Origin of the sequence: Pseudobutyrivibrio sp. LB2011 (assembly GCF_000701765.1) — a bacterium.
GTDB lineage: Bacteria > Bacillota > Clostridia > Lachnospirales > Lachnospiraceae > Pseudobutyrivibrio > Pseudobutyrivibrio ruminis.
In genome coordinates this window covers 404,280-424,540 of the sequence record NZ_JNJS01000002.1, presented here as the reverse complement: position 1 = coordinate 424,540, position 20,261 = coordinate 404,280, and the positions used below count along the sequence as shown (strand labels likewise).

The following is a 20,261-nucleotide window of genomic DNA, read 5'->3' as shown; positions in this document are numbered from 1 at the left end:
TTTAGTAATGAAAAAAATATCAATTCCTAAAATTATTATTTATATATTTTTAGTACTCATGGCTGTGCTTTACCTTGCACCACTACTTTGGGTATTTAACGTATCTTTTAAAACAAATGCAGAAATATTTACAGCACCATTTGCTTTGCCACAGGCTCCTACCTTTGAAAACTTTTCATTTGCCTGGACAGCAGGAAAGCTAGGCATTGCCACATTAAACTCTTTCCTTGTGTGTGTAATTACACTGGCATTAAGCATGATTATCGGCTCTATGGCAGCCTTTGGAATCGCAAGACTCCGTTGGAAATTTGCAAAGCTTTCACTTACATATTTCCTTCTTGGAATGATGATTCCTGTTCACTGTGTAATGATTCCTTTGTTCACTCGTTTTGCAAAGGTTCATCTTACAAACAGCCTAATGGGTTTGATATTGCCATACCTTACATTTGCACTTCCAGTTACTATCTTCATCATGGTTGGCTTCTTCGAAGGTATGCCAAATGAACTTATTGAAAGTGCTTGTATCGATGGTGCTACTATTTACCAGATTTTCTTTAAGGTTTGTCTTCCACTTGGAAAGACTGGCTTATTTGTAACAGGTCTTATGACTTTCATTGCAAACTGGAACGAACTTCTTTTAGCAATGGTATTTATATCTGATGATTTGAAGAAAACCCTGCCAGTTTCACTTTCAAAATTCGTAGGACCTTATAATACTAATTATTCCCAGATGTTTGCTGCAATCATTATCGCTATCGTTCCTACAATAATTGTGTACTGTGCATTCTCTAACCAAATTGTTGATGGATTGACCGCTGGTGCAGTTAAGGGCTAAAGGAGACAAAATGAAAAAACAAAACACACCCCTAGTGACACACATTTTTACAGCAGATCCATCTGCACATGTTTTCAACGACAGAATTTACATTTATCCATCCCATGATATTCCTCATGATGGTGAAGACAACGACAATGGTGATGAATACCAAATGCGTGATTATCATATCCTATCAATGGATGACAAAAGCGATGAGGTTATAGATCACGGCGAAGTTCTACATCAAGACCAGATTCCTTGGGTTAAGGAACAGCTTTGGGCACCTGATGTAGTTTACAAAAACGATACTTACTATTTAGTTTTCCCAGCAAGGGATAAGGATGGAATATTTAAACTTGGAATTGCAGAAAGCAAGAATCCAGAAGGCCCATTTACTCCAAGAAAAGAGCCAATTCCAGGAAGTTTTAGCATCGATCCATGTTCTTTCATGGATGACGATGGAAAGGTTTACATCTACTTTGGCGGTCTTTGGGGCGGCCAGCTTGAAAAATACAGAGAAGGCAGCTTTAATCCCAACGGAACAGAGCCCGAGAAAAATGAACCAGCTGTATGTCCAAAGGTTGCTGTAATGACCGATGATATGGAAGGCTTCGCTTCTACTCCTGCTGATGTTGTAATTCTTGATGAAAATGGAAAGCCACTTTTAGCCGGAGATGAAGACCGTAGATACTTCGAAGGTCCTTGGATGCACAAATACAATGGTAAATACTACTTCTCTTACTCTACAGGCACAACACATACCATTGCTTACGCAATCGGAGATAATCCACTTGGACCATTTAAATATGCAGGCAAAATTCTTGAGCCTGTTATCGGTTGGACAACTCACCACTCAATTGTTGAGTATCATGATAAATGGTATCTCTTCTATCATGATTGTGAGTATTCAAAAGGAATCAACCATCGCCGTTGCGTAAAATACTGCGAACTTACCTACAACGCAGACGGCACTATCCAGACAATAACTCCTCAATATAATTAATCAAAAAAGCTCCTAGCAACTTGGCTAGGAGCTTTTTTGTATCTTCTTTTAGTTTTTAAATGAATGAATAGGTGCTGGGATTCTTCCCTGACGATTTACAAAATCAGCACATGAGAATTTGTTAACTGGCATGATTGGAGCATATCCAAAGAGACCACCAAACTCTACTGTATCGCCTACGCCCTTTCCGATTACAGGAATAAGACGAGCTGCTGTTGTCTTTTGATTTACCATACCAAGAGCCATTTCATCAGCAATCATACCTGAGATTGTTGTGGCTGGAGTATCACCAGGGATTGCAATCATATCAAGACCTACAGAACATACGCATGTCATGGCCTCAAGCTTCTCTAGAGTGATTGCACCTGCCTCTACTGAGTTAATCATACCCTGATCCTCTGAAACAGGAATAAAGGCACCAGAAAGGCCTCCTACGTATGAGCTTGCCATTACGCCGCCCTTCTTAACCTGATCATTAAGCATAGCAAGAGCTGCTGTTGTACCAGGAGCACCTGCATACTCAAGACCAATTTCGCAAAGAATATCAGCAACGGAATCACCGATAGCTGGTGTTGGAGCAAGTGACAAATCGATAATACCAAATGGAATTCCAAGACGCTTGCTTGCTTCTTGTGCTACCAGCTGACCTACACGTGTAACCTTGAATGCTGTCTTTTTGATTGTCTCACAGAGAACCTCGAAGCTTTCACCTCTAACCTGCTCAAGAGCCTTCTTTACAACGCCTGGGCCAGAAACACCTACGTTGATAATAGCATCTGCTTCTGTTACGCCGTGGAAAGCACCTGCCATAAATGGGTTGTCATCAGGAGCGTTGCAGAATACTACAAGCTTCATACAATCAACTGAATCTCTGTCCTTTGAACGGTCAGCCACCTGAAGAAGAATATCTCCCATAAGTCTGACAGCATCCATATTAATACCAGTTTTTGTGGAAGCTAAATTAACTGAGCTACAAACTCTTTCTGTTTCGCAAAGAGCCTGTGGAATTGAACGAATAAGTAATTCATCAGCTGTTGTCATTCCCTTTGAAACAAGAGCTGAGTAACCACCGATAAGATTTGCACCAACTGCTGCTGCGGCCTTGTCCATTGTGTGAGCCAAAGTAACAAAGTCCTCTGGTTTCTTGCAAGCTGCACCGCCGATTAAAGCTATTGGTGTAACAGAAATACGTCTATTAACAATAGGAATACCGTAATCACTTTCAATTTCCTTTGCAACTTTATCTAAGTCCTTTGCAACTGTAGTGATACGGTTGTAAACCTTTTCATTAAGCTTATCTAAATCTGAATCTATGCATTCTAAGAGACTGATACCAATAGTAATAGTACGAACGTCGAGGGTCTGTTCCTCAACCATTTTGTTTGTCTCAAGTACTTCCTGTAGATTAACCATATTCCCTCCTATAATCTGTGCATTGCGTTGAAGATGTCTTCCTTCTGAGCTTTAATCTGAACTCCAATTTCATCTCCAAGCTTTTCCAAATCACACTGAATATCGCCAAAAGCACGTGAGCTTGAATTGATATCTACAATCATCATCATATTGAAGAAGCCTTGAACTATAGTTTGAGTAATATCCAACACATTAACACCGCTCTCTGCCAGATAAGTACAAATACGTGCAATAATACCTACTGTATCTTTGCCAACTACAGTAATAATAACCTTATTCTCCATCTTTTCCTCCTATAGTCCATTATCTACTAGTTATATAACCACCAATTGGGAAACCTCGCTGCGACTTGCAACTGTGATATTGAAATCATTCCCCTTGTATGGAGTGGTTTCATCCATGGTAACTTCGAGTCGGACAGTCTCGTAAGCTAAATCTGGATAATTATTTTCATGGCTTAAATGCCCTAAAAATACATGTTTAATGTTGTCATTTAAAACCTTGCTTAAAAGCTTACCGCTGGTTTCATTTGACAGATGACCATAATTTCCAAGAATTCTTTGTTTTAAATGATATGGATATGACCCCACTTCTAGCATGTGGATATCGTGATTGGCCTCTAAAAGCATAGCGTCCAAACCTGTGAGATTCTCCACAATATTGTTGTCATAATACCCTAAGTCAGTGCAGACTGCAACCTTAGATTTATCATTTTCTATACGATATGCAACTGGATCAGCCGCGTCATGGCTGATGTGGAATGGGTGAATTTTAAGACTACCTAAGACGAAGTCCTCATCGGGCTTGATAACATGAAAAAGAGTGTCATCGATAGCCCCAAGACTCTTCATAGAACGTATTGCTCTGATGGTACCAGCTGTAGCATAAATTGGGATGTGATATTTACGAGAAATAACACCAAGCCCAGAAACATGATCTGAGTGTTCGTGGGTCACAAGAAGACCAGCCATATCTGCTGTGGTGTAATCGTACTGATTCATACCTGCTTCTATGCGTTTTCCAGAAATACCAGCGTCAATCATTACGTGGGTGCTGCTGTCACCCACGCAAATGCAATTACCGCTGCTACCACTTGCAATACTAAAAAAATCCATTACTAAAATACTTCCTTACTAACTTTCGCTCCATCTAATTTCGACTTCATCGCCGGCGTTAAGATCCTTAGCATAGCCGCATGGCTGACCATTAACCTTTGTGATAAGCTGTCTTCCGCCGCCTGTACTTGGGTCGAAATTGATGAGATTGTATACATCCACAAAGATGTAATCCCTTTTACCTGCCAAGACCATGTTCTTGCCATTGACCTTGATAGGGATTTCAACGGTTTCTATTTTCATTCTTGTTCGAGCATCCTCTGCTGGTGCCTCAGGTGCTGCTGGAGCTTCGTAATCCTCTGGCAAGCCTTCTGATTCATCAACAAGATAATCTGCTCTGTATGCGATTTGATTTGTAGTTGTCCACTCGATTGCAAAGTTTTCGTATACAAGGGATTCCTTGCTAGATGGACGGTTGTTTACAAGGATTTCGTACCTGTCATCGATTGTAACATCCATAAACTCTGCCAACTGGCCAACTGTGTAGAATGGTCGAGTCTCGATGACATCTCCATCCTTGACTGAATATGTAGGTGGTTCCATTGAACCATTAACCTCAACAAACTTTGGACACTTAACTCTATGTCCGCAAACATTGAAATAGAGATACTCTGTAGTAAACTCTGCTAAATCAGCAATTGTACCGCGTCCACCTTCTCCAACTGTAGAAGGAACAACTGTAACATCTGCATTGAACTCAAGTGGTGTGTTGATTCCAACTGATTTGCCATTCATAGTAACAACTGCAGATTCGCCCTCTGTACCACGAATCATGCGTGATACACCATTGACTGTGAAATTGATTTCACGGCCACGTCTTGGGAACAACTGGTCAGCAGAGAAGCCTGCCTGCATAGCTGCATCGACAATTGTAAGCTGTCCATTATCATAAAGCTTCATCATTTCACCGTTGAAGTGAATCATAATGAAGTTGTTCTTTGTCTCGTAGTAATTCAAACAGATACCGATTGGTGTAACAAGAAGTGAATCCTTTGTAATATCCTCCTGCTCGAATACGATGTTTTTCATTACTTCCTCGCCACGAAGAGCAACACGCTCTGGCACGATTTTAAGATCAGCTGCTAACGCTTCTGTAAAGCCGTGGATTTTACCGCCACCGCCAACAACAAACGCTGCAGATACTGATTTGCCACCGTTAAGCTCTTTAATCTTTTCTGCAACCTCAGAAGCGATTTTCTTCATAACAGGATCTGTGAGCTTCCAAACATCCTCTGATTTGATGGTATGGCTAAGACCCATAATATCCTCGTATGTGATTTCTCCACCTTCGGTAGAAGCACGCTTGATTTGTTCTGCTGTAGCAAAATCTACAAGGTATTCATGTACCAAAACTTCTGTAAGCTCATCACCAGCCATAGGAATCATGCCATATGCGATGATGCTGCCGTCTCTGGTGACACAGATATCGGATGTACCTGCACCAACATCGATAAGGGCAATATTAAGCATTCTGAAGCTCTGTGGGATTGCAACATTGATAGCTGCAATAGGCTCCAATGTAAGGTTGGCAACTGAAAGATCAGCCTTGCCAACAGCTGAATAAAGACCATCAACTACATCCTCTGGAAGGAATGTTACGATGATGTCCTCTCCGATTGTATCGGCCTTGTGGTCCTCAAGGGATGTGAAAACATCTCCGTTTAAGTAATATTTAACAGTAGAATAACCTACACAGAAGAACTTGTATTTATTGTCCTCGTCGCCTTTGATTTCCTTACCAGCCTGCTCGATACCCATCATATCAAGTGTATGTAAGTCCTCTCCGGTAACAACTGTTTCCTCCGGAAATTCCAACTCTACGTGAGTAGTGATTGTACGAAGCACACGACCAGCGGCAGCGATACATACTTCTGATAAAGCAAGGCCTGTCTGTGCTTCAAGGTCCTTTTTCACCTCATCGCAAGTAGCTCCTACTCGACCAATGTCATGAATCTGACCATCAAGCATAGCTCTGGTGTCATGTTCTCTAAGATTTTGAGCGATAACATGGAATTCATCGCCATCAAGATATCCTACTGTACCAATGACATTTCTGGTACCAATATCAAGTCCAAATACAATATCTTTCTTCTCCATATAAGTTACTCTCCTCGGGAATTATTCGTGAATAATCTGGCGCAACTGAGCAAGTGTTTGCTCCTTTGTGCCACTGTTGTCTATGATTCTGTTGCAGTGAGCTCTGAAGCTCTCCTCACTGCGTTGTGTACTGATTGTTTTTGCGATTCTTTCTTTAGAATATCCGCGAGTCTCCATAAGGCGTTTTTCCCTTACTTCCTGGCTTGCATAGATATACCACATCTCATCCACAAGTTTACCATAACCGCATTCTATGAGCAATGCAGCTTCAAAGAAAAAATACTCTATATTGTGCTTTTCTTTCTCAGCTTCCACTTGATTTAGTACTTCTGTTTGTACTGCTGGATGAACTATTCCATTAACTGCCTCGCGAAGACTATTGTCAGCAAACATAAACTTTGCCATCTTAGGTCTATCGATTTCCCCCTGATGGTCCAAAATGCTCTCTGGCCATGGCAACGCCACCACCTTATCAAAGCATTCCTTACCAGGCCTCATTAAATCGGCAGCAACTAAATCTGCCAACAAGACCTTACAATTAAAGTTTTCCTCTAGTAAAGAGAGCACCGTGCTCTTACCAGCACCGATGCCCCCTGTGATTCCGATAAATTTCATTAATGTGCCTCTGCCCAATTCATTCCGATTTTCATATCGATTTCCAAATCAACTGCCAGTGAAGCAGCATGCTCCATCTCTTCTGCAACAAGCTTTTCAACCTGTGCCTGCTCGTCCTTGAATGTCTCAATAAGGAGCTCATCATGAACCTGAAGCAATAGCTTTGATTTGAGCTTTTCTTTTAATAATCTGTCATGAACATTTACCATGGCAATCTTGATAATATCTGCAGCTGTACCCTGAATAGGGGAGTTCATAGCCACTCTCTCACCAAACTGTCTTGTCATAAAGTTTGATGATTTAAGCTCTGGGATAGGACGACGTCTGCCGTACATAGTAGTAACGTAGCCCTTTTCATTGCCCTCAGCCTTTAATCCTTCCAAAAATGTATGCATCTTTGGATATGCCAAGAAGTAATTATCAATGTATTCCTGAGCCTCTTTTCTTCCAACTCCGATGTCCTTTGCAAGGCCGAATGCGCTGATTCCATAAACGATTCCAAAGTTTACAGCCTTGGCGCTGCGGCGCTGGATATCTGTAACCTCATCAAATGGTGTGTTGAATACAAGCGAAGCTGTTGAACGGTGAATGTCCTGTCCAGCCTTGAATGCCCCGATAAGATTGTCATCGCCAGACATATGAGCCAATACTCGAAGCTCTATCTGAGAATAGTCAGCATCGATGAATACGCAACCATCCTTTGGATAGAACACCTTGCGGATTTCACGGCCAAGTTCCATTCTAACTGGGATGTTTTGAAGGTTTGGCTCAGTAGAGCTGATACGGCCTGTAGCTGTAACTGTCTGCATAAATGTAGAACGAATTCTGCCGTCTGAATCTAAGCAATTTGCAAGGCCATCTGCATATGTGCTCTTAAGCTTTGCAAGCTGTCTGTACTCTAAAATATCGTTGATGATTGGATTTGCTGGAGCAAGCTCCTCAAGAATATCTGCAGCTGTAGAATAACCTGTTTTGGTCTTCTTACCGCCCTGGATTCCAAGCTTTTCAAACAAAATTACACCAAGCTGTTTAGGAGAATTGATATTGAACTCCTCGCCAGCCTGCTCATAAATGCTCTTTTCAAGCTCTGTGATACGCACTGCAAGCTTGCTTCCGTATGCTGATAAGGCCTCAGCGTCCATTGCAATACCTGCTATTTCCATATCAAACAATGTGTAAACTAAAGGAAGCTCAATATCCTCGTAGATATGAAGCATTCCTTGATCTTTAATTTCAGAAATAACCTTTTCGTATGATGCATAAGCTACATAAGCATTGTAACAAGCGTATGTTGTAATGTGCTCAAGCTCTGAATCGTCTTCTAAGGCTACCTCGAGCTTTTTCTTACCAAACAAATCAGCCACTGCAGGAATGATTACGCCAAGCATCTCGCTTGCCACGTCATCTGCTGTGTATGCATTCTTTGTAGGGTTTAGAAGATATGCTGCCACTGCAACATCGCAGGCAGTAGGGAAAATCTCAGCCTTACCACCATTAGCATCTACCTGTACTTTTTCCTCTGATGAGAAAAGCTGATAAATGATGTGCATTGCATTCTTTAAATCCCAGAAGCAAAGCTTTACGCCTGCCTTGCTGATTTCAACAAGCTTGTGACCCAAATAATCAGGAGTAATAAAGCCTGCGCAATCCACATAGACAGTTTCGTCACCGACAGAAAGGGCTACACCCTTTATGGATTTATCTGCACCAGCCATAATGCTTGCACCGATAAAGTCTTTTCCACTTTTGCTTAAATCTGCAAAGAAGTTTTCCACATCTGAAAGATCACTGATGTGCTTAAATGTCTCAGATGTTGTGTCCTGAACCTTTGAAGTATCAGTGTTTTCAAATCTTGGAAGAAGCTTTTTAAGCTCATAACGCTTGCAAAGAAGATATGCCTCCTCTGTGAATAAGTTTTCAAGCTTTGTAGAGCCTTCCTCAAGCTCGATTGGAGCGTGTACATTAATAGTAGCAAGCTCCTTTGATAAAACTGCTATGTCCCATTGAGCAATGAAATTATCAAGGACTTTTCCCTTTTTCATTTCATCCACATGGGCATGGCACTCTTCGATTGAGCCATACTGAGCAATCCACTTTTCGGCTGTCTTTGGACCAACGCCCTCAACGCCAGGAATATTATCGCTGGCATCACCCTGAAGTGCCTTTACATCTATAAACTGCTTTGGTGTAACACCGTATGTTTCCTTAACATCCGCAGCGTAATACTGCTCGATTTCAGTGCCACCCTTTTTTGTCTTTGGAATTGAAATCTTTACTTTGTCTGTAGCTAGCTGGAGAAGATCTCTATCTCCGGAAACGATAGTTACATCGAATCCCTTTTCCTCACCAATTCTAGAAAGAGTTCCAAGAATATCATCTGCTTCCCATCCCTCTAATGTGATTACAGGCACCCCCATGGCTTTAAGCATTTCCTGAATACGAGGAATCTGCTCTTTAAGCTCTGGAAGCATTGGCTTTCTAGTGCCCTTATATGCATCATACATTTTGTGGCGGAATGTTGGAGCTGAAACATCAAATGCAACAGCAAAATTGTCAGGCTTCTCATCATCTATAAACTTGAGCATCATATTCAGGAAGCCAAAAATGGCTCCTGTATGCTCGCCCTGACTATTTGTAAGATCTGGAACACCATAGAATGCACGGTTGGCAATACTATGGCCGTCAATCAATAATAATTTTCCCATTAAATGTCTCTTGTCTCCTTAGCAAGCCATGCGTATTCCTCGTCGGTTAAGTATGGCTTAAGTGTTTCACGAACAAATGCGTGATATTCGTTAAGAGTCTTCTTTTCTGCCTCTGTCATCATCTCTGGGATAACTGGATCAAGGTCGATTGGGCATACTGTAAGTGACTCAAAGTGACGGAAATCACCGTACTCTGTTGTCTCACCAGCTACACAAAGAAGCTCATTTTCAATTCTGATACCGAAGCCGTCTTCGATGTAAAGACCTGGCTCGTCTGTTGTAATCATTCCTGGCTGAAGCTCTGCAGCATTCTTACCCTGTGGAACTCTCCAACGGAAGTTGTTTGGTCCCTCGTGAACATTGAGGATGTGGCCAACACCGTGACCTGTACCGCAACGATAATCAAGTCCCATATCCCAAACTGGGCCACGTGAAAGTACATCAAGGTTTGCTCCTGTAACTCCCTTAGGGAAATTTGCAGCCATAAGTCTTAAGTGGCAACGAAGAACTACTGTGTAGTATTCCTTCATCTGCTGTGTAAGCTCACCAAGAGCTATTGTTCTAGTGATATCTGTAGTACCTTCAAGGTAGTGGGCTCCTGAATCAACAAGAAGGAATCCTTCTGGCTTAAGTGTTGCTTCTGAGCCTGGCTTAGCGCTGTAGTGCATCATCGCAGCGTTTGGACCATATGCTGAAATTGTATTAAATGATAAATCTACAAAGTGCTCCTGCTCGCGACGTCTTGCTTCAAAGTAATCTGAAGCTGTGATTTCTGTCATTGGCTCCTTTGTAATGTTTTCTTTGATATATTTGATAGCCTTTGTGCAAGCTACACCATCCTTGATATGGGCTAATCTTGTGTTCTTAATTTCTGTCTCGTTCTTAACTGCACGCATAAGCTCTGAAGGGTTCTTGCCATCGATAATCTTTGCTGATCCCTTTAATGCCTTAACGATGTTGTAGTTAACAATTTCCTGATCAAGAAGGATACGTCTGTCTGCCATATCAGCGCTCTGCATGTAGTGGTAAACCATGTCGTATGGATAAAGCTTAACGCTGTTGTCATTGAGGTAGCTCATAGCCTCCTCTGGCCAATTTGTTGTGTCTGTAAATAAGATTACGCTATCATCTGTAATAAGAAGGAATGAAAGGAAAACTGGTACGTTTGCAATATCATTTCCTCTGAGATTAAGAATATATGCGATATCATAAAGGCTTGTTACTAAATGAGCATCTGCCTTTTTCTTTTTCATCTTTTCGCGGATGCGGTAAATCTTTGCCTGCATGCTCTCACCTGAGAACTCATCCTCAAGTACCCATGTTGTAGCCTTTGGAAGCTCTGGTCTGTCTTCCCAGATAATATCAACTAAATCCTCTGTTGTAGCAAGCTCTCCGCCCTTGTCCTGAGCAATATCAAAATACTTTGCTGCATTCTTTGCTGATACGCATCTGCCATCAAATCCAAGACATCCTCCCTCAGGGAAGTTCTTCTCGATAAACTCTTCTACCTCTGGAACCTTTGGCTCACCCATTTTTTCAAGGATAACCTCTGAGCCTGCAATCTGCTTTGCAGCCTGTACAAAGTAGCGTCCATCTGTCCAAAGATGTGCCTCTGTCTTTGTGATGACTGCTGTTCCTGCTGAACCTGTAAAGCCTGTCATAAAGCTACGAGCCTTAAAGTGCTCTCCTACATATTCTGATGAATGGAAGTCATCTGTTGGAATCAGGTAAAGATCGATTCCTCTTTCATTCATTAATTCTCTAAGTTTTGCGATTTTCTCATTTGTTGTCATTATCTTTTTTTCTCCAAATTACTTTTTTCTTTATTGAGCTTTTGCTCTTTTTCTTTTATGTCTTCTGATGTTTCATCAGAGATTTTTTCATTTTCCTGCTTGCTTGTATCTATTGTTGTAAGCATATCGAAGAAGTACTGGCCCTGCTCAGAAAGCTCCTCTTCTTCCCAGTCAGCTGTTTTGTCACAGTCTGAACTAATCAAAGCAGAACCCTCTGCCTTATTTGAAAGATTCCAGATGCAAGATGAAAGCTGATACTCATCGATAATATCCTGCCATTTAGCAGCTTCCTTTGTATCAACTGAGCCATCACCATCTGCAGAAACAAAACCGTACTCTGAAATGAATACTGGAAGGCCTGCATCTAAAGCGTCTGTAAGTGTATTTCTAGCGCTGGATTTGTGTGTGCCAGCATAGAAATGATATGTGTACATGATGTTGTCGTAATCAAGTGGTGCTTCCTTAACTGAATCAAGGTCACTAGACCAGTTTGGTGTACCAACCAAAATAACTGCATCACTATCAACATTTCTGATTACAGGGATTACTTCGTTGGCATAATTGCAAATGTCTTCCCATGTAGTGTCACCGTTTGGCTCATTGCAAATCTCGTAGATAACATTTTCGTTGTCTTCGTATTTACGAACCATCTCTCCAAAGAACTGGATAGCCTGAGCTTTATATTCGTTTGGATTGCTGTCGTTTAAGATGTGCCAGTCAATGATGACATACATATCGTTTTCTGTTGCAGCTTCAACTGCAGCATCGATGTTGTCCTTTAATGTATTTTGAACATCCTCTCCTGCCACGCAATAGCCATTGTAATCGCTTGTATACATAGCAAGGCGGATAACATTGATTCCCCAGTTATTTCTAAGAGATTCGATAGTCTCAGGTGTGACATATTCTGGATACCAGCTAAGTCCATGTGAGCTGACACCTGTAAGCACTGCTACATCCCCTGACTCGTCTACAAGCTTGCCATCCTCTACATGAAGGGCACCATAATAATCAAGTGAGACACCTGTAGTAGCTGCTGTAGTCTCTGGCTCTTCTGGCTCTTCTGGCTCTTCTTCAACAGGTTCTTCTGGCTCTTCTACCTTTTCTACCTCTTTTTGAAGCTCTTCCTCTTTAGCAGTAGCCTCCTTAACCTTTTCAGCTTCTGGCTCCTCAGCAACCTGCGGCTCCTCTTCCTGCTTTTCAGTTACTTCCCAAGGAAATACCACACTGCCCTTGGCATAGCTTACTCCAAATACTCCAGCGATAATTGCTATCGCAAGAATTAATATTAACAATACTGTTCTGAATTTCTGCTTTTTTGAAACCATACCATTCTCCTTGTTTTAAATTTAGTCGAAAGTTACAGCAGCCTCTCCATTGTGAGCATACTGAATGTAATCATAGAGGCGTGAACTGGTTAAAAGATCTGTAGCCTCAAGGTCAAAATCATAATCAGCAAAATCAACTTCTTCGATAAACTTATCTAACTCCTCATTGCTGAGTGAGTTTACATATTCTTTTATTTCTACAATTGTTTTTCCCGTTAAATCGTACATACATAACCTCTTTTCTATAAAACATTCTTCTTAAGATTATAGTACATTCTCCCCTTTTAAAAAAGAATGTTTTTGTTGTGAAACTCATTGTAGTCTGTTATCATATATGATAACATTATAGTATCGAATTGGTGGGTAGCTAATGAAGGAAAGATATTCAGATGGAATCATTTCATCTCAAGCCATAGCAGCCCGGCGTTCCATTGCAAAACAGCTTAAGGACGCCCGCAAGTCCCTGCATCTCACGCAGGAGGTTTTAGCTGATATGGCCGGCACGAAAAAATCAAATATCTCCCGCATGGAAAGCGGTAAATACAATCCCTCATTGGATTTTCTAGTGAAGGTTGCAAATTCTATGGGTAAAGAAATAAACATACACTTGGATTGATAGGAAATTGTTATGAGAAAGAAACCAAAGCTTGCCAAAAACATTGATAAAGACGTTGTCTTATGCGAAATCACAAACAGAATAGTATCTAATCGTACTTCTAATCTACTTCTTCATGAATCAGTACCTTTTTCAAAGAACTGGCACCGAGTGCCATTCTTCAAACGCAGATCTTACAATGGAGCCAGAAATGTCTGTGTTATTTCAATTAGTCGTACACAATATTCAAGAGCCCGCCGTGTCCTTGATCTTCTAGAAGACCGTGACTACAACAGACTCTTACTTAACATCATATAAAATAATGCCAGGTTCAGTTGAACCTGGCATTTTATTTAATCTCTATTTCTTATTAACTTATATATACCTATTATAATTCCTCGTATCAGGGCATATATCAAGAACATCAACATAAAGCCCCAAACGCCAAACACAATATCCTCAAACTCCATAGCGCCTGAGCCTGTAATCTTTTGCTCGATTTCGATGGCGAAGGTAAGAAGAAGGATTAACGTAAATACGTATATCCAACTTATTACAAGAACGTGACCTGTTTTGGCCAAAAGCGAGAAAATTGGCTGTACAACAAAAATCATAGCCATACCAATTGCGCCAATTACAAGGAAATGTAGCTCTTTATCTGTGAAATTTGCCTCATATGCATCGTTCAGAGAAAGAAGATACGTGTGCATGTCGTTAATAAAATCCAAAATAGCGTATAAAAAGGTGTTCATAGTATCTCTCCTTATGTTAGAATAATCCCTAGAAGCTTAATTATAAGCATACGTTCGGGAGGTAATCAAATGGGAAACATCATCGTCGCACAGTCGGGCGGACCAACTGTGGCAATCAATGCCAGTCTTGCTGGCGTCATCGAGGGAGCCTTGTCCTCTAAATATGATACAATTTACGGCTCCATCAACGGAATCACAGGAATTATAGACGATAACATTATCAACTTATCCGAAGTTGTTAAATCTGATTCAAATTTTCTAAAAAAACTCAAAGTAACTCCAGCCATGTACCTTGGCTCATGTCGTTTCAAGCTTCCAAGCGTCACTTCAAACGACCCTATCTATAATACCCTATTTCAGCAATTTAAAAAATATGATATTGAAGCATTTTTCTACATCGGTGGAAATGACTCCATGGATACAGTAGACAAGCTTTCAGCATACGCAAAATCAATAGATTCTCCTATCAGATTTATTGGTGTGCCAAAGACTGTAGACAACGATTTGTGTGTAACAGATCACACTCCAGGTTTTGGCTCAGCTGCAAAATACATTGCTACAACCACTATGGAAGTTATCTACGATGCTAAAATCTATAACACTCCTAGTGTTACTATTATAGAAGTAATGGGACGAGATGCCGGATGGCTTACAGCTGCCACATCTCTTGCAAGAAACAATTGTTGCTGTGGACCAGATTTAATCTATCTTCCAGAGGTTCCATTTGACACAGAGGTATTTGTAAATGATTTATCTAAGCTTTTAAAGGAAAAGACAAATATCGTTGTAGCTGTATCTGAGGGAATTCGTGATGCAAAGGGCGAATATATCTCTGCATCTACAGGCCAATTAGACAACTTTGGTCACGCTCAGCTTTCAGGTGCTGGCAAAACCCTTGAATACATTGTAAAAGACAAACTCGGTGTAAAGGTTCGCTCAATCGAAGTAAATGTTCTTCAAAGAGCTGCCGCTCATATGAGCTCACTTACTGATTTAAAGGAATCTGTAGAGCTTGGTAAACACGGCGTTCAGTTTGCAGAAGAAGGTGTAACAGGTGCCATGGTAGTTCTTAACCGCACAAGCAATGCACCATACACTGTGGACTACAGCCACGCTACTATCAGTGACATTGCCAACGAAGCAAAGGAAGTTCCTCAGGAATGGATTAACGATAGCCACAACTGGGTTACAAACGAAATGATTGAGTATCTCAAGCCTCTCGTAATTGGCGAGCCTGAGCTTGAATATGCAAATGGACTTCCTGTTTACGTAACAAGATAATTTTGCACATTTCACAAAATTTACACTTACATTTTGTTGAAAATCATGTTATCATTGCTGACGCAACTAAAGATAATATGGTTTAATTGGAAACGACACATCCTCCGGATGATAACGAACAACACATGTAATTTTATGTATTATTCATTATCAGAAGGAGGATTTATTATGCCTAAAAACAAATTTCAAGACGTAGTATTAACTATAATTATGGCCACTGTTATGGTTTACGGAATGGTGGTTTACAACGTTGCATTAAACACAGGTGGAGTAACAGGTCAGACATTCCTTTTAGCCCTCCATGAGCTTCCTATAATGGTGCCTATCGCATTCATTCTTGAGTTTTTCATCGTTGGTAAGCTTGCACGTGCCCTTGCATTTTCTGTAATGAAACCTACTGACAGACCTCAGTTCATTACATATGCTATTTCAATTTGCATTTGCTGCATCATGTGCCCAACAATGAGCCTTGTAGCTACTATTCTTTTCAAGGACACTCACACATTTGGAACATGGATTCAGACATGGGCTATGAACTTCCCAATGGCACTTCTTTATCAGTTGTTCTATTGTGGACCATTTGTAAGACTTATTTTCAGAACTATTTTTAGAGAGAAAAATACAGAAAACGAGCTTTCAGCAGAAGCTGTAGCAGAATAAAAATATGTATTAAAAAACCAGCTTGTAGATTCCTACAGCTGGTTATTTTTATACGTTCATGCCCGCATTTTTTTGTCTCTGTTTTCTTTCTTTAATCATTTGCTTGTACTGAGCCAAGCTCATCATTTTCTTTGGGCGCTTTGTATATTTGATTTTTAATTCCTCTGGCTTATACATCTTCATGATGCCAGTGTATGTGATAAGTGTGCCATCAGACTTTGTAACACATCGTCTGTTTATATGGATATGATAGTTTGAAACTGAGCCGTTAATAATAAGCTCTGCAATGCCTTTATCATCGGTGATTTCACCGCTATTAACCTTTGCCTGAAAGGTATATATATCCATAATAATACTGGCTTTATCTTGAATTTTCTTTTGAGCCTCTTTTGCAGCCTGGATAGTCTCCTGGTCTGGGGCTTCTATTGTAAATCTATTATTCATTTCCTATTCCTCAAAAAAACCTCAGACATTCTATCATAATTTTATCGCAATTTGAAGATACTCAATTGATTTTACTCTAATACAGAATTAAGTATAGTTATATACTGGTACTCTCCTTCTGAGTAAGTTGAAAAATCACCGGAAATAACAATCTCGTCGCCATTTTCTGGATAATCTGAAGTTTCATACTGGCTTTCATCAAGAACAAACTCTAATCCTTGTGAACAACACTGGGTGGCATCCTGAACAATACATGCATAGTATGTTTTGCCTGTTTCTGGATCCTGATACACATTACAGATTCCATCCATTTTTATTGTTTTGCCTTCATATTCTTCAGGTGCCATCATCATGTTAAACACCTCAGAATAAACCATTGTTGAGGAAAGCACTGTTAAGTCCAGATCCACACTAGTATCTGCTTCAACAGTCTCATCTTCTAATGGCAGTTCGTTTTCCAGGCTTTCTGAATCTTCTACTTCTACCTCTGGCTCTTCGGCTACCTGTTCTTCTGCAATCTCAGTCTCCTGAACTGACGCAGCCTCTGTCGAACCACAACCTACAAGCACCAAAGCCATAAGTAGACCTAATAAAATATTAACTTTTTTATACATAAATTATCCTTTAATCCTTCCAATTAAATAGCAAGCACCAAAAAGGATGCAGTCAACTGCTACAATTGTGGAGCCCACTGGTGTACCTGCAAGTATGGATATAAGAATTCCTACAAGTGCGCAAATCATTGATGATACTGCTGAAAAGATTGTCACACTTCTAAAGCTCTTTAAAATGCTCATAGCTGACAATGCCGGGAAAATTACCAAAGCAGATATAAGTAACGAGCCCACCAAATTCATTGCAAGAACAATGATTACAGCAATTACTGTGGCAATAAGCAGATTGTAAAGATTTACCTTTGTACCTACCGCATTAGCAAAATTCTCATCAAATGTAACTGCAAAAATCCTGTTGTAAAACAGTATGAAAATCAAAATCACTATAACAGCAAGAATTCCGCAAGCCCATACATCAGTCTTTGTAAGTGTAAGGATAGATGTTGAGCCAAAAAGTGTAGAACAAACATCTCCGGATATATTAGAAGATGTAGGGAACAGATTCATAATCAAGTAACCAAATGCAAGTGCTCCTACTGAAAGCATAGCTATTGCTGCATCGCCTTTGATTTTTGCGTTTTGGCCCTTTCTTAGCAAAAGGATAGCAAACAGAATTGTCAGCGGAAGCACAATAATCATCTTGTTTGTAAGCTGAAGAACTGTTGCTATAGCAAGTGCGCCAAATGCTACGTGTGATAATCCATCTCCAATAAATGAATATCTTTTAAGAACAAGTGTAACTCCAAGAAGAGATGAACATAGGGCGATAAGCACGCCTACAATTAACGCATATCTTACGAATGGGAATCCCATATACAAAATAAGTTTATCTAACATGACATTCCCTCCATATCATTAACATTTAAAATACGAGTTGCGTAGTCTTTTACAGCAACCATGTCGTGACTAATCATGATAATTGTAAGCCCCTCATCGTTAAGCTGCTTTATAAGCTGATACATTTCCTCTGTAACAATAGGGTCAAGACCAGCTACTGGCTCATCTAAAAGCAGTACTCGTTTTGTTGCACATAAAGCTCTAGCAAGAAGTACACGCTGTTGCTGCCCTCCCGAAAGCTCTCTATAGCATTTGTCCTTTAAATCTTCAATACCCATTCTTTTAATATTTTCCATAGCTAAGGCTTTATGCTCCTTAGTGTAGAAAAACTTTTTCTTTAGGCTATTCTGGCAACCTGAAAGAACAATCTCAAATACCGAAGCAGGAAAATCCCTTTGAACTACTGACTGCTGTGGTAAATAGCCGATTTCATTTTGAATAAGACCATCTCCAAACTCAATGCTACCGGAAATAGGACTTTGAAGTCCCAGCATAGTCTTCATCATTGTGGACTTTCCCGAGCCATTCTCCCCGATAATACAGAAATAATCTCCTGCATTAATCTCGAAATTAATATCTGAAAGAACTGCCTGACCTTCATAGCCAACGCATAAACTTCTTGCTGTTAAAAGTGCCATATTGCCTCCTAATTTAGCCCCTGACTAAGTATATCCAAATTTCCTTCCATCACTGAAAGATATGTCACCCCTGCATTTACGTCATCCATAGTTGTGGACTGTAGAGAATCAAGGGTAAGAATCTGAGCATCCTTAGCTGCTGTGTTTTCAATAATAGTCTTAGCTATTTTTTGATCTGAGTTTTCTATCGTAAATACGGTATTAAGATTAAGCTCATCAACCTTTCCTGCAAGGAATGTGACAGTTTCAAAGCTTGCCTCTGTCTCTGCTGAGCAACCAACAAATGCTGCATAATAATCAAGGCCATAATCATCTACCAAATATCTAAATGGGAAACGGTCTCCAAATAGAACTGTTTTTACTGAAGCTTCATCGATAGTAGCCTGATATTTTTCATCAAGGGCAGCAAGCTCATCGATGTAAGCAGATGCATTGGCAGCATAAGTATCTGCGTTGTCTGCATCTACTGTAGCAATAGCCTGTTCGATAGCATCAACAAGAACCTGGGCATTCTTAAGTGAGAGCCATACGTGCTCGTCGTATTCAACCTCTTCCTCTTCGCCTTCTTCAGCTTCTGCCTCTTCCTCTTCTTCAGCCATCATGCCTTCTACAACTTCCTCTTCCTTAACAGATTCTCCAAGAGATTCAAGAAGATTTACAACCTGCATATCCTTATTAGTAGCCTCTGAAAGTGCATCCCCGACCCACTCATCAGACTCGCCGCCAACATAAACAAACACATCGCAGGAAGCGATTTTCATGATGTCCTCGGCAGTTGGCTGATAGTTGTGAAGATCTACACCATTGTCAAGAAGCATTGTGATTTCTACGTTGTCATTATCACCCACGATTTCTCTTACCCAATCATATTCTGGGAAAATAGTGGTTACTACAGATATCTTATTCTCTGAAGTTGTATTATTTACTGATGAATTATTATCTGTACTTGCACCACATCCTGTAAAAGCCGAAACTCCAAGTGTTGTTGCTGCAAGCATAGCGATTATCTTATTAGTTTTCATTATTTATTTCTCCATTCTTAAAAAATTTTACCAAAACAGAACCTGCATTGTGTTAAATGCAGAGTGAAAGGCAGTATTTTTCAAGAATCCATTCTTACCTTTTGGGAAATCAGTGTAGTCTGAACAGACTTGAATGAATAACCCTGGAATAGATTTGTGTACAACATGAATGTAAATAGGGCTACTACAGCAACAGCTACGCCTGTGCCAAGTGTCCTGAGAGAACGCTCGCACTGAACCATCATTGCACATACAGGACAGTGACTGCTGTCTTTACAATGATGTGAAGCATGCTCTGTAAGATAAATACTAGAAAAGAGCATCATAAATAGAGTAGCTGCAAGAGCTACTACAGCAATTATTCTATTTCTATAACTGCTATATTCCATGATTTCTCCTTAATTTCAGCTAATTAGCTGACTCTAACTAAATATCACTGTCATGATACTTATATCCAGTTTCTTTGTCAATTTGCAAAACTCCACATTAAAAGGCCTAAATTGAAAGAAAAGTTTTGTTATTATTTCTTGAC

General features: G+C 40.3%; 22 protein-coding genes. 6 read left to right on the top strand and 16 right to left on the bottom strand.

Annotation, left to right across the window (positions count from 1 at the left end; genetic code table 11):
• Window positions 1–7: 7 nt before the first annotated feature.
• Together T375_RS05490 and T375_RS05485 are read left to right on the top strand one after the other, a co-directional pair.
• Window positions 8–835, top strand: a complete 828-nt coding sequence (locus T375_RS05490) for a carbohydrate ABC transporter permease (protein WP_044935951.1) — start codon at window positions 8–10, stop codon at window positions 833–835.
• A 10-nt stretch (window positions 836–845) separates the two neighbouring features.
• Window positions 846–1,820, top strand: coding sequence for a glycoside hydrolase family 43 protein (locus tag T375_RS05485; RefSeq protein ID WP_044935949.1), 975 nt, complete (start codon window positions 846–848; stop codon window positions 1,818–1,820).
• A 48-nt stretch (window positions 1,821–1,868) separates the two neighbouring features.
• On the opposite strand, the gene T375_RS05480 is transcribed toward T375_RS05485, so the two are convergent.
• The 9 genes from T375_RS05480 to T375_RS05440 are packed head-to-tail and all read right to left on the bottom strand — an operon-like array spanning window position 1,869 to window position 13,114.
• Window positions 1,869–3,233 carry a PFL family protein gene (locus T375_RS05480; protein ID WP_044935946.1) on the bottom strand — a complete coding sequence of 455 codons (1,365 nt, stop codon included), beginning with the start codon at window positions 3,231–3,233 and terminating at the stop codon, window positions 1,869–1,871.
• An 8-nt stretch (window positions 3,234–3,241) separates the two neighbouring features.
• Window positions 3,242–3,517, bottom strand: a complete 276-nt coding sequence (locus T375_RS05475; RefSeq protein WP_044935943.1) for an ACT domain-containing protein — start codon at window positions 3,515–3,517, stop codon at window positions 3,242–3,244.
• Window positions 3,518–3,547: 30 nt separating this feature from the next.
• Window positions 3,548–4,348 carry an MBL fold metallo-hydrolase gene (locus T375_RS05470; protein ID WP_044935940.1) on the bottom strand — a complete coding sequence of 267 codons (801 nt, stop codon included), beginning with the start codon at window positions 4,346–4,348 and terminating at the stop codon, window positions 3,548–3,550.
• A gap of 18 nt (window positions 4,349–4,366) precedes the next feature.
• Window positions 4,367–6,445 carry a cell division FtsA domain-containing protein gene (locus T375_RS05465; RefSeq protein WP_044935936.1) on the bottom strand — a complete coding sequence of 693 codons (2,079 nt, stop codon included), beginning with the start codon at window positions 6,443–6,445 and terminating at the stop codon, window positions 4,367–4,369.
• 21 nt (window positions 6,446–6,466) lie between these two features.
• Window positions 6,467–7,060 carry a dephospho-CoA kinase gene (gene coaE, locus T375_RS05460; protein ID WP_044935933.1) on the bottom strand — a complete coding sequence of 198 codons (594 nt, stop codon included), beginning with the start codon at window positions 7,058–7,060 and terminating at the stop codon, window positions 6,467–6,469.
• The gene (polA, locus tag T375_RS05455) at window positions 7,060–9,765 is read right to left on the bottom strand and encodes a DNA polymerase I (protein ID WP_044935932.1); all 2,706 of its coding nucleotides are present in this window, start codon (window positions 9,763–9,765) and stop codon (window positions 7,060–7,062) included. Before polA ends, coaE begins: the two co-directional genes overlap by 1 nt.
• A complete protein-coding gene (locus T375_RS05450) occupies window positions 9,765–11,558 on the bottom strand; it encodes an aminopeptidase P family protein (protein ID WP_044935930.1) in 1,794 nt (597 codons plus the stop codon). The genes polA and T375_RS05450 overlap by 1 nt, the downstream gene beginning before the upstream one ends.
• On the bottom strand, window positions 11,558–12,886 hold the full coding sequence (locus T375_RS05445; RefSeq protein ID WP_049960307.1) for a glycoside hydrolase family 5 protein: 1,329 nt from the start codon (window positions 12,884–12,886) through the stop codon (window positions 11,558–11,560). The genes T375_RS05450 and T375_RS05445 overlap by 1 nt, the downstream gene beginning before the upstream one ends.
• Window positions 12,887–12,907: 21 nt before the next feature.
• Entirely contained in the window at window positions 12,908–13,114 is a 207-nt protein-coding gene (locus T375_RS05440; protein ID WP_033151577.1) for a hypothetical protein, read from the bottom strand.
• Between the two features lie 142 nt (window positions 13,115–13,256).
• Here T375_RS05440 and T375_RS05435 point away from each other — a divergent pair, with 142 nt between their 5' ends.
• Together T375_RS05435 and T375_RS05430 are read left to right on the top strand one after the other, a co-directional pair.
• Window positions 13,257–13,502: a helix-turn-helix transcriptional regulator gene (locus T375_RS05435; protein WP_033151578.1), complete on the top strand. Its 246-nt coding sequence runs from the start codon at window positions 13,257–13,259 to the stop codon at window positions 13,500–13,502.
• A 12-nt stretch (window positions 13,503–13,514) separates the two neighbouring features.
• Complete coding sequence (locus T375_RS05430) at window positions 13,515–13,799, top strand: hypothetical protein (RefSeq protein ID WP_044935926.1); 285 nt, start codon at window positions 13,515–13,517, stop codon at window positions 13,797–13,799.
• A gap of 35 nt (window positions 13,800–13,834) precedes the next feature.
• Here T375_RS05430 and T375_RS05425 read toward each other — a convergent pair whose 3' ends face one another.
• Window positions 13,835–14,233, bottom strand: a complete 399-nt coding sequence (locus T375_RS05425) for a hypothetical protein (RefSeq protein ID WP_044935924.1) — start codon at window positions 14,231–14,233, stop codon at window positions 13,835–13,837.
• A 69-nt stretch (window positions 14,234–14,302) separates the two neighbouring features.
• Between T375_RS05425 and T375_RS05420 the strand changes: the two genes are divergently transcribed.
• Entirely contained in the window at window positions 14,303–15,514 is a 1,212-nt protein-coding gene (locus T375_RS05420) for a 6-phosphofructokinase (protein WP_044935922.1), read from the top strand.
• 168 nt (window positions 15,515–15,682) lie between these two features.
• Entirely contained in the window at window positions 15,683–16,174 is a 492-nt protein-coding gene (locus tag T375_RS05415) for a DUF2798 domain-containing protein (RefSeq protein WP_044935920.1), read from the top strand.
• Between the two features lie 48 nt (window positions 16,175–16,222).
• On the opposite strand, the gene T375_RS05410 is transcribed toward T375_RS05415, so the two are convergent.
• From T375_RS05410 to T375_RS05385, 6 genes are all read right to left on the bottom strand, one after another.
• Window positions 16,223–16,618 (bottom strand): hypothetical protein, encoded by a 396-nt coding sequence (locus T375_RS05410; RefSeq protein WP_044935917.1) that lies wholly within the window; start codon window positions 16,616–16,618, stop codon window positions 16,223–16,225.
• A 71-nt stretch (window positions 16,619–16,689) separates the two neighbouring features.
• The gene (locus T375_RS05405; protein ID WP_049960306.1) at window positions 16,690–17,232 is read right to left on the bottom strand and encodes a hypothetical protein; all 543 of its coding nucleotides are present in this window, start codon (window positions 17,230–17,232) and stop codon (window positions 16,690–16,692) included.
• 3 nt (window positions 17,233–17,235) lie between these two features.
• Window positions 17,236–18,069, bottom strand: coding sequence for a metal ABC transporter permease (locus tag T375_RS05400; protein WP_044935914.1), 834 nt, complete (start codon window positions 18,067–18,069; stop codon window positions 17,236–17,238).
• Complete coding sequence (locus tag T375_RS05395) at window positions 18,063–18,707, bottom strand: metal ABC transporter ATP-binding protein (RefSeq protein ID WP_044935911.1); 645 nt, start codon at window positions 18,705–18,707, stop codon at window positions 18,063–18,065. Before T375_RS05395 ends, T375_RS05400 begins: the two co-directional genes overlap by 7 nt.
• 8 nt (window positions 18,708–18,715) lie before the next feature.
• Entirely contained in the window at window positions 18,716–19,729 is a 1,014-nt protein-coding gene (locus T375_RS05390) for a metal ABC transporter substrate-binding protein (protein WP_044935909.1), read from the bottom strand.
• A gap of 80 nt (window positions 19,730–19,809) precedes the next feature.
• Window positions 19,810–20,118 (bottom strand): hypothetical protein, encoded by a 309-nt coding sequence (locus tag T375_RS05385; RefSeq protein ID WP_044935907.1) that lies wholly within the window; start codon window positions 20,116–20,118, stop codon window positions 19,810–19,812.
• Window positions 20,119–20,261: the final 143 nt, after the last annotated feature.

What these genes read in the sequence shown, in the direction of transcription:
- T375_RS05490 (WP_044935951.1), top strand. Translation starts at nt 8, where the DNA reads ATGAAAAAAATATCAATTCCTAAAATTATTATTTATATATTTTTAGTA.
- T375_RS05485 (WP_044935949.1), top strand. Translation starts at nt 846, where the DNA reads ATGAAAAAACAAAACACACCCCTAGTGACACACATTTTTACAGCAGAT.
- T375_RS05480 (WP_044935946.1), bottom strand. Translation starts at nt 3,233, where the DNA reads ATGGTTAATCTACAGGAAGTACTTGAGACAAACAAAATGGTTGAGGAA.
- T375_RS05475 (WP_044935943.1), bottom strand. Translation starts at nt 3,517, where the DNA reads ATGGAGAATAAGGTTATTATTACTGTAGTTGGCAAAGATACAGTAGGT.
- T375_RS05470 (WP_044935940.1), bottom strand. Translation starts at nt 4,348, where the DNA reads ATGGATTTTTTTAGTATTGCAAGTGGTAGCAGCGGTAATTGCATTTGC.
- T375_RS05465 (WP_044935936.1), bottom strand. Translation starts at nt 6,445, where the DNA reads ATGGAGAAGAAAGATATTGTATTTGGACTTGATATTGGTACCAGAAAT.
- coaE (WP_044935933.1), bottom strand. Translation starts at nt 7,060, where the DNA reads ATGAAATTTATCGGAATCACAGGGGGCATCGGTGCTGGTAAGAGCACG.
- polA (WP_044935932.1), bottom strand. Translation starts at nt 9,765, where the DNA reads ATGGGAAAATTATTATTGATTGACGGCCATAGTATTGCCAACCGTGCA.
- T375_RS05450 (WP_044935930.1), bottom strand. Translation starts at nt 11,558, where the DNA reads ATGACAACAAATGAGAAAATCGCAAAACTTAGAGAATTAATGAATGAA.
- T375_RS05445 (WP_049960307.1), bottom strand. Translation starts at nt 12,886, where the DNA reads ATGGTTTCAAAAAAGCAGAAATTCAGAACAGTATTGTTAATATTAATT.
- T375_RS05440 (WP_033151577.1), bottom strand. Translation starts at nt 13,114, where the DNA reads ATGTACGATTTAACGGGAAAAACAATTGTAGAAATAAAAGAATATGTA.
- T375_RS05435 (WP_033151578.1), top strand. Translation starts at nt 13,257, where the DNA reads ATGAAGGAAAGATATTCAGATGGAATCATTTCATCTCAAGCCATAGCA.
- T375_RS05430 (WP_044935926.1), top strand. Translation starts at nt 13,515, where the DNA reads ATGAGAAAGAAACCAAAGCTTGCCAAAAACATTGATAAAGACGTTGTC.
- T375_RS05425 (WP_044935924.1), bottom strand. Translation starts at nt 14,233, where the DNA reads ATGAACACCTTTTTATACGCTATTTTGGATTTTATTAACGACATGCAC.
- T375_RS05420 (WP_044935922.1), top strand. Translation starts at nt 14,303, where the DNA reads ATGGGAAACATCATCGTCGCACAGTCGGGCGGACCAACTGTGGCAATC.
- T375_RS05415 (WP_044935920.1), top strand. Translation starts at nt 15,683, where the DNA reads ATGCCTAAAAACAAATTTCAAGACGTAGTATTAACTATAATTATGGCC.
- T375_RS05410 (WP_044935917.1), bottom strand. Translation starts at nt 16,618, where the DNA reads ATGAATAATAGATTTACAATAGAAGCCCCAGACCAGGAGACTATCCAG.
- T375_RS05405 (WP_049960306.1), bottom strand. Translation starts at nt 17,232, where the DNA reads ATGTATAAAAAAGTTAATATTTTATTAGGTCTACTTATGGCTTTGGTG.
- T375_RS05400 (WP_044935914.1), bottom strand. Translation starts at nt 18,069, where the DNA reads ATGTTAGATAAACTTATTTTGTATATGGGATTCCCATTCGTAAGATAT.
- T375_RS05395 (WP_044935911.1), bottom strand. Translation starts at nt 18,707, where the DNA reads ATGGCACTTTTAACAGCAAGAAGTTTATGCGTTGGCTATGAAGGTCAG.
- T375_RS05390 (WP_044935909.1), bottom strand. Translation starts at nt 19,729, where the DNA reads ATGAAAACTAATAAGATAATCGCTATGCTTGCAGCAACAACACTTGGA.
- T375_RS05385 (WP_044935907.1), bottom strand. Translation starts at nt 20,118, where the DNA reads ATGGAATATAGCAGTTATAGAAATAGAATAATTGCTGTAGTAGCTCTT.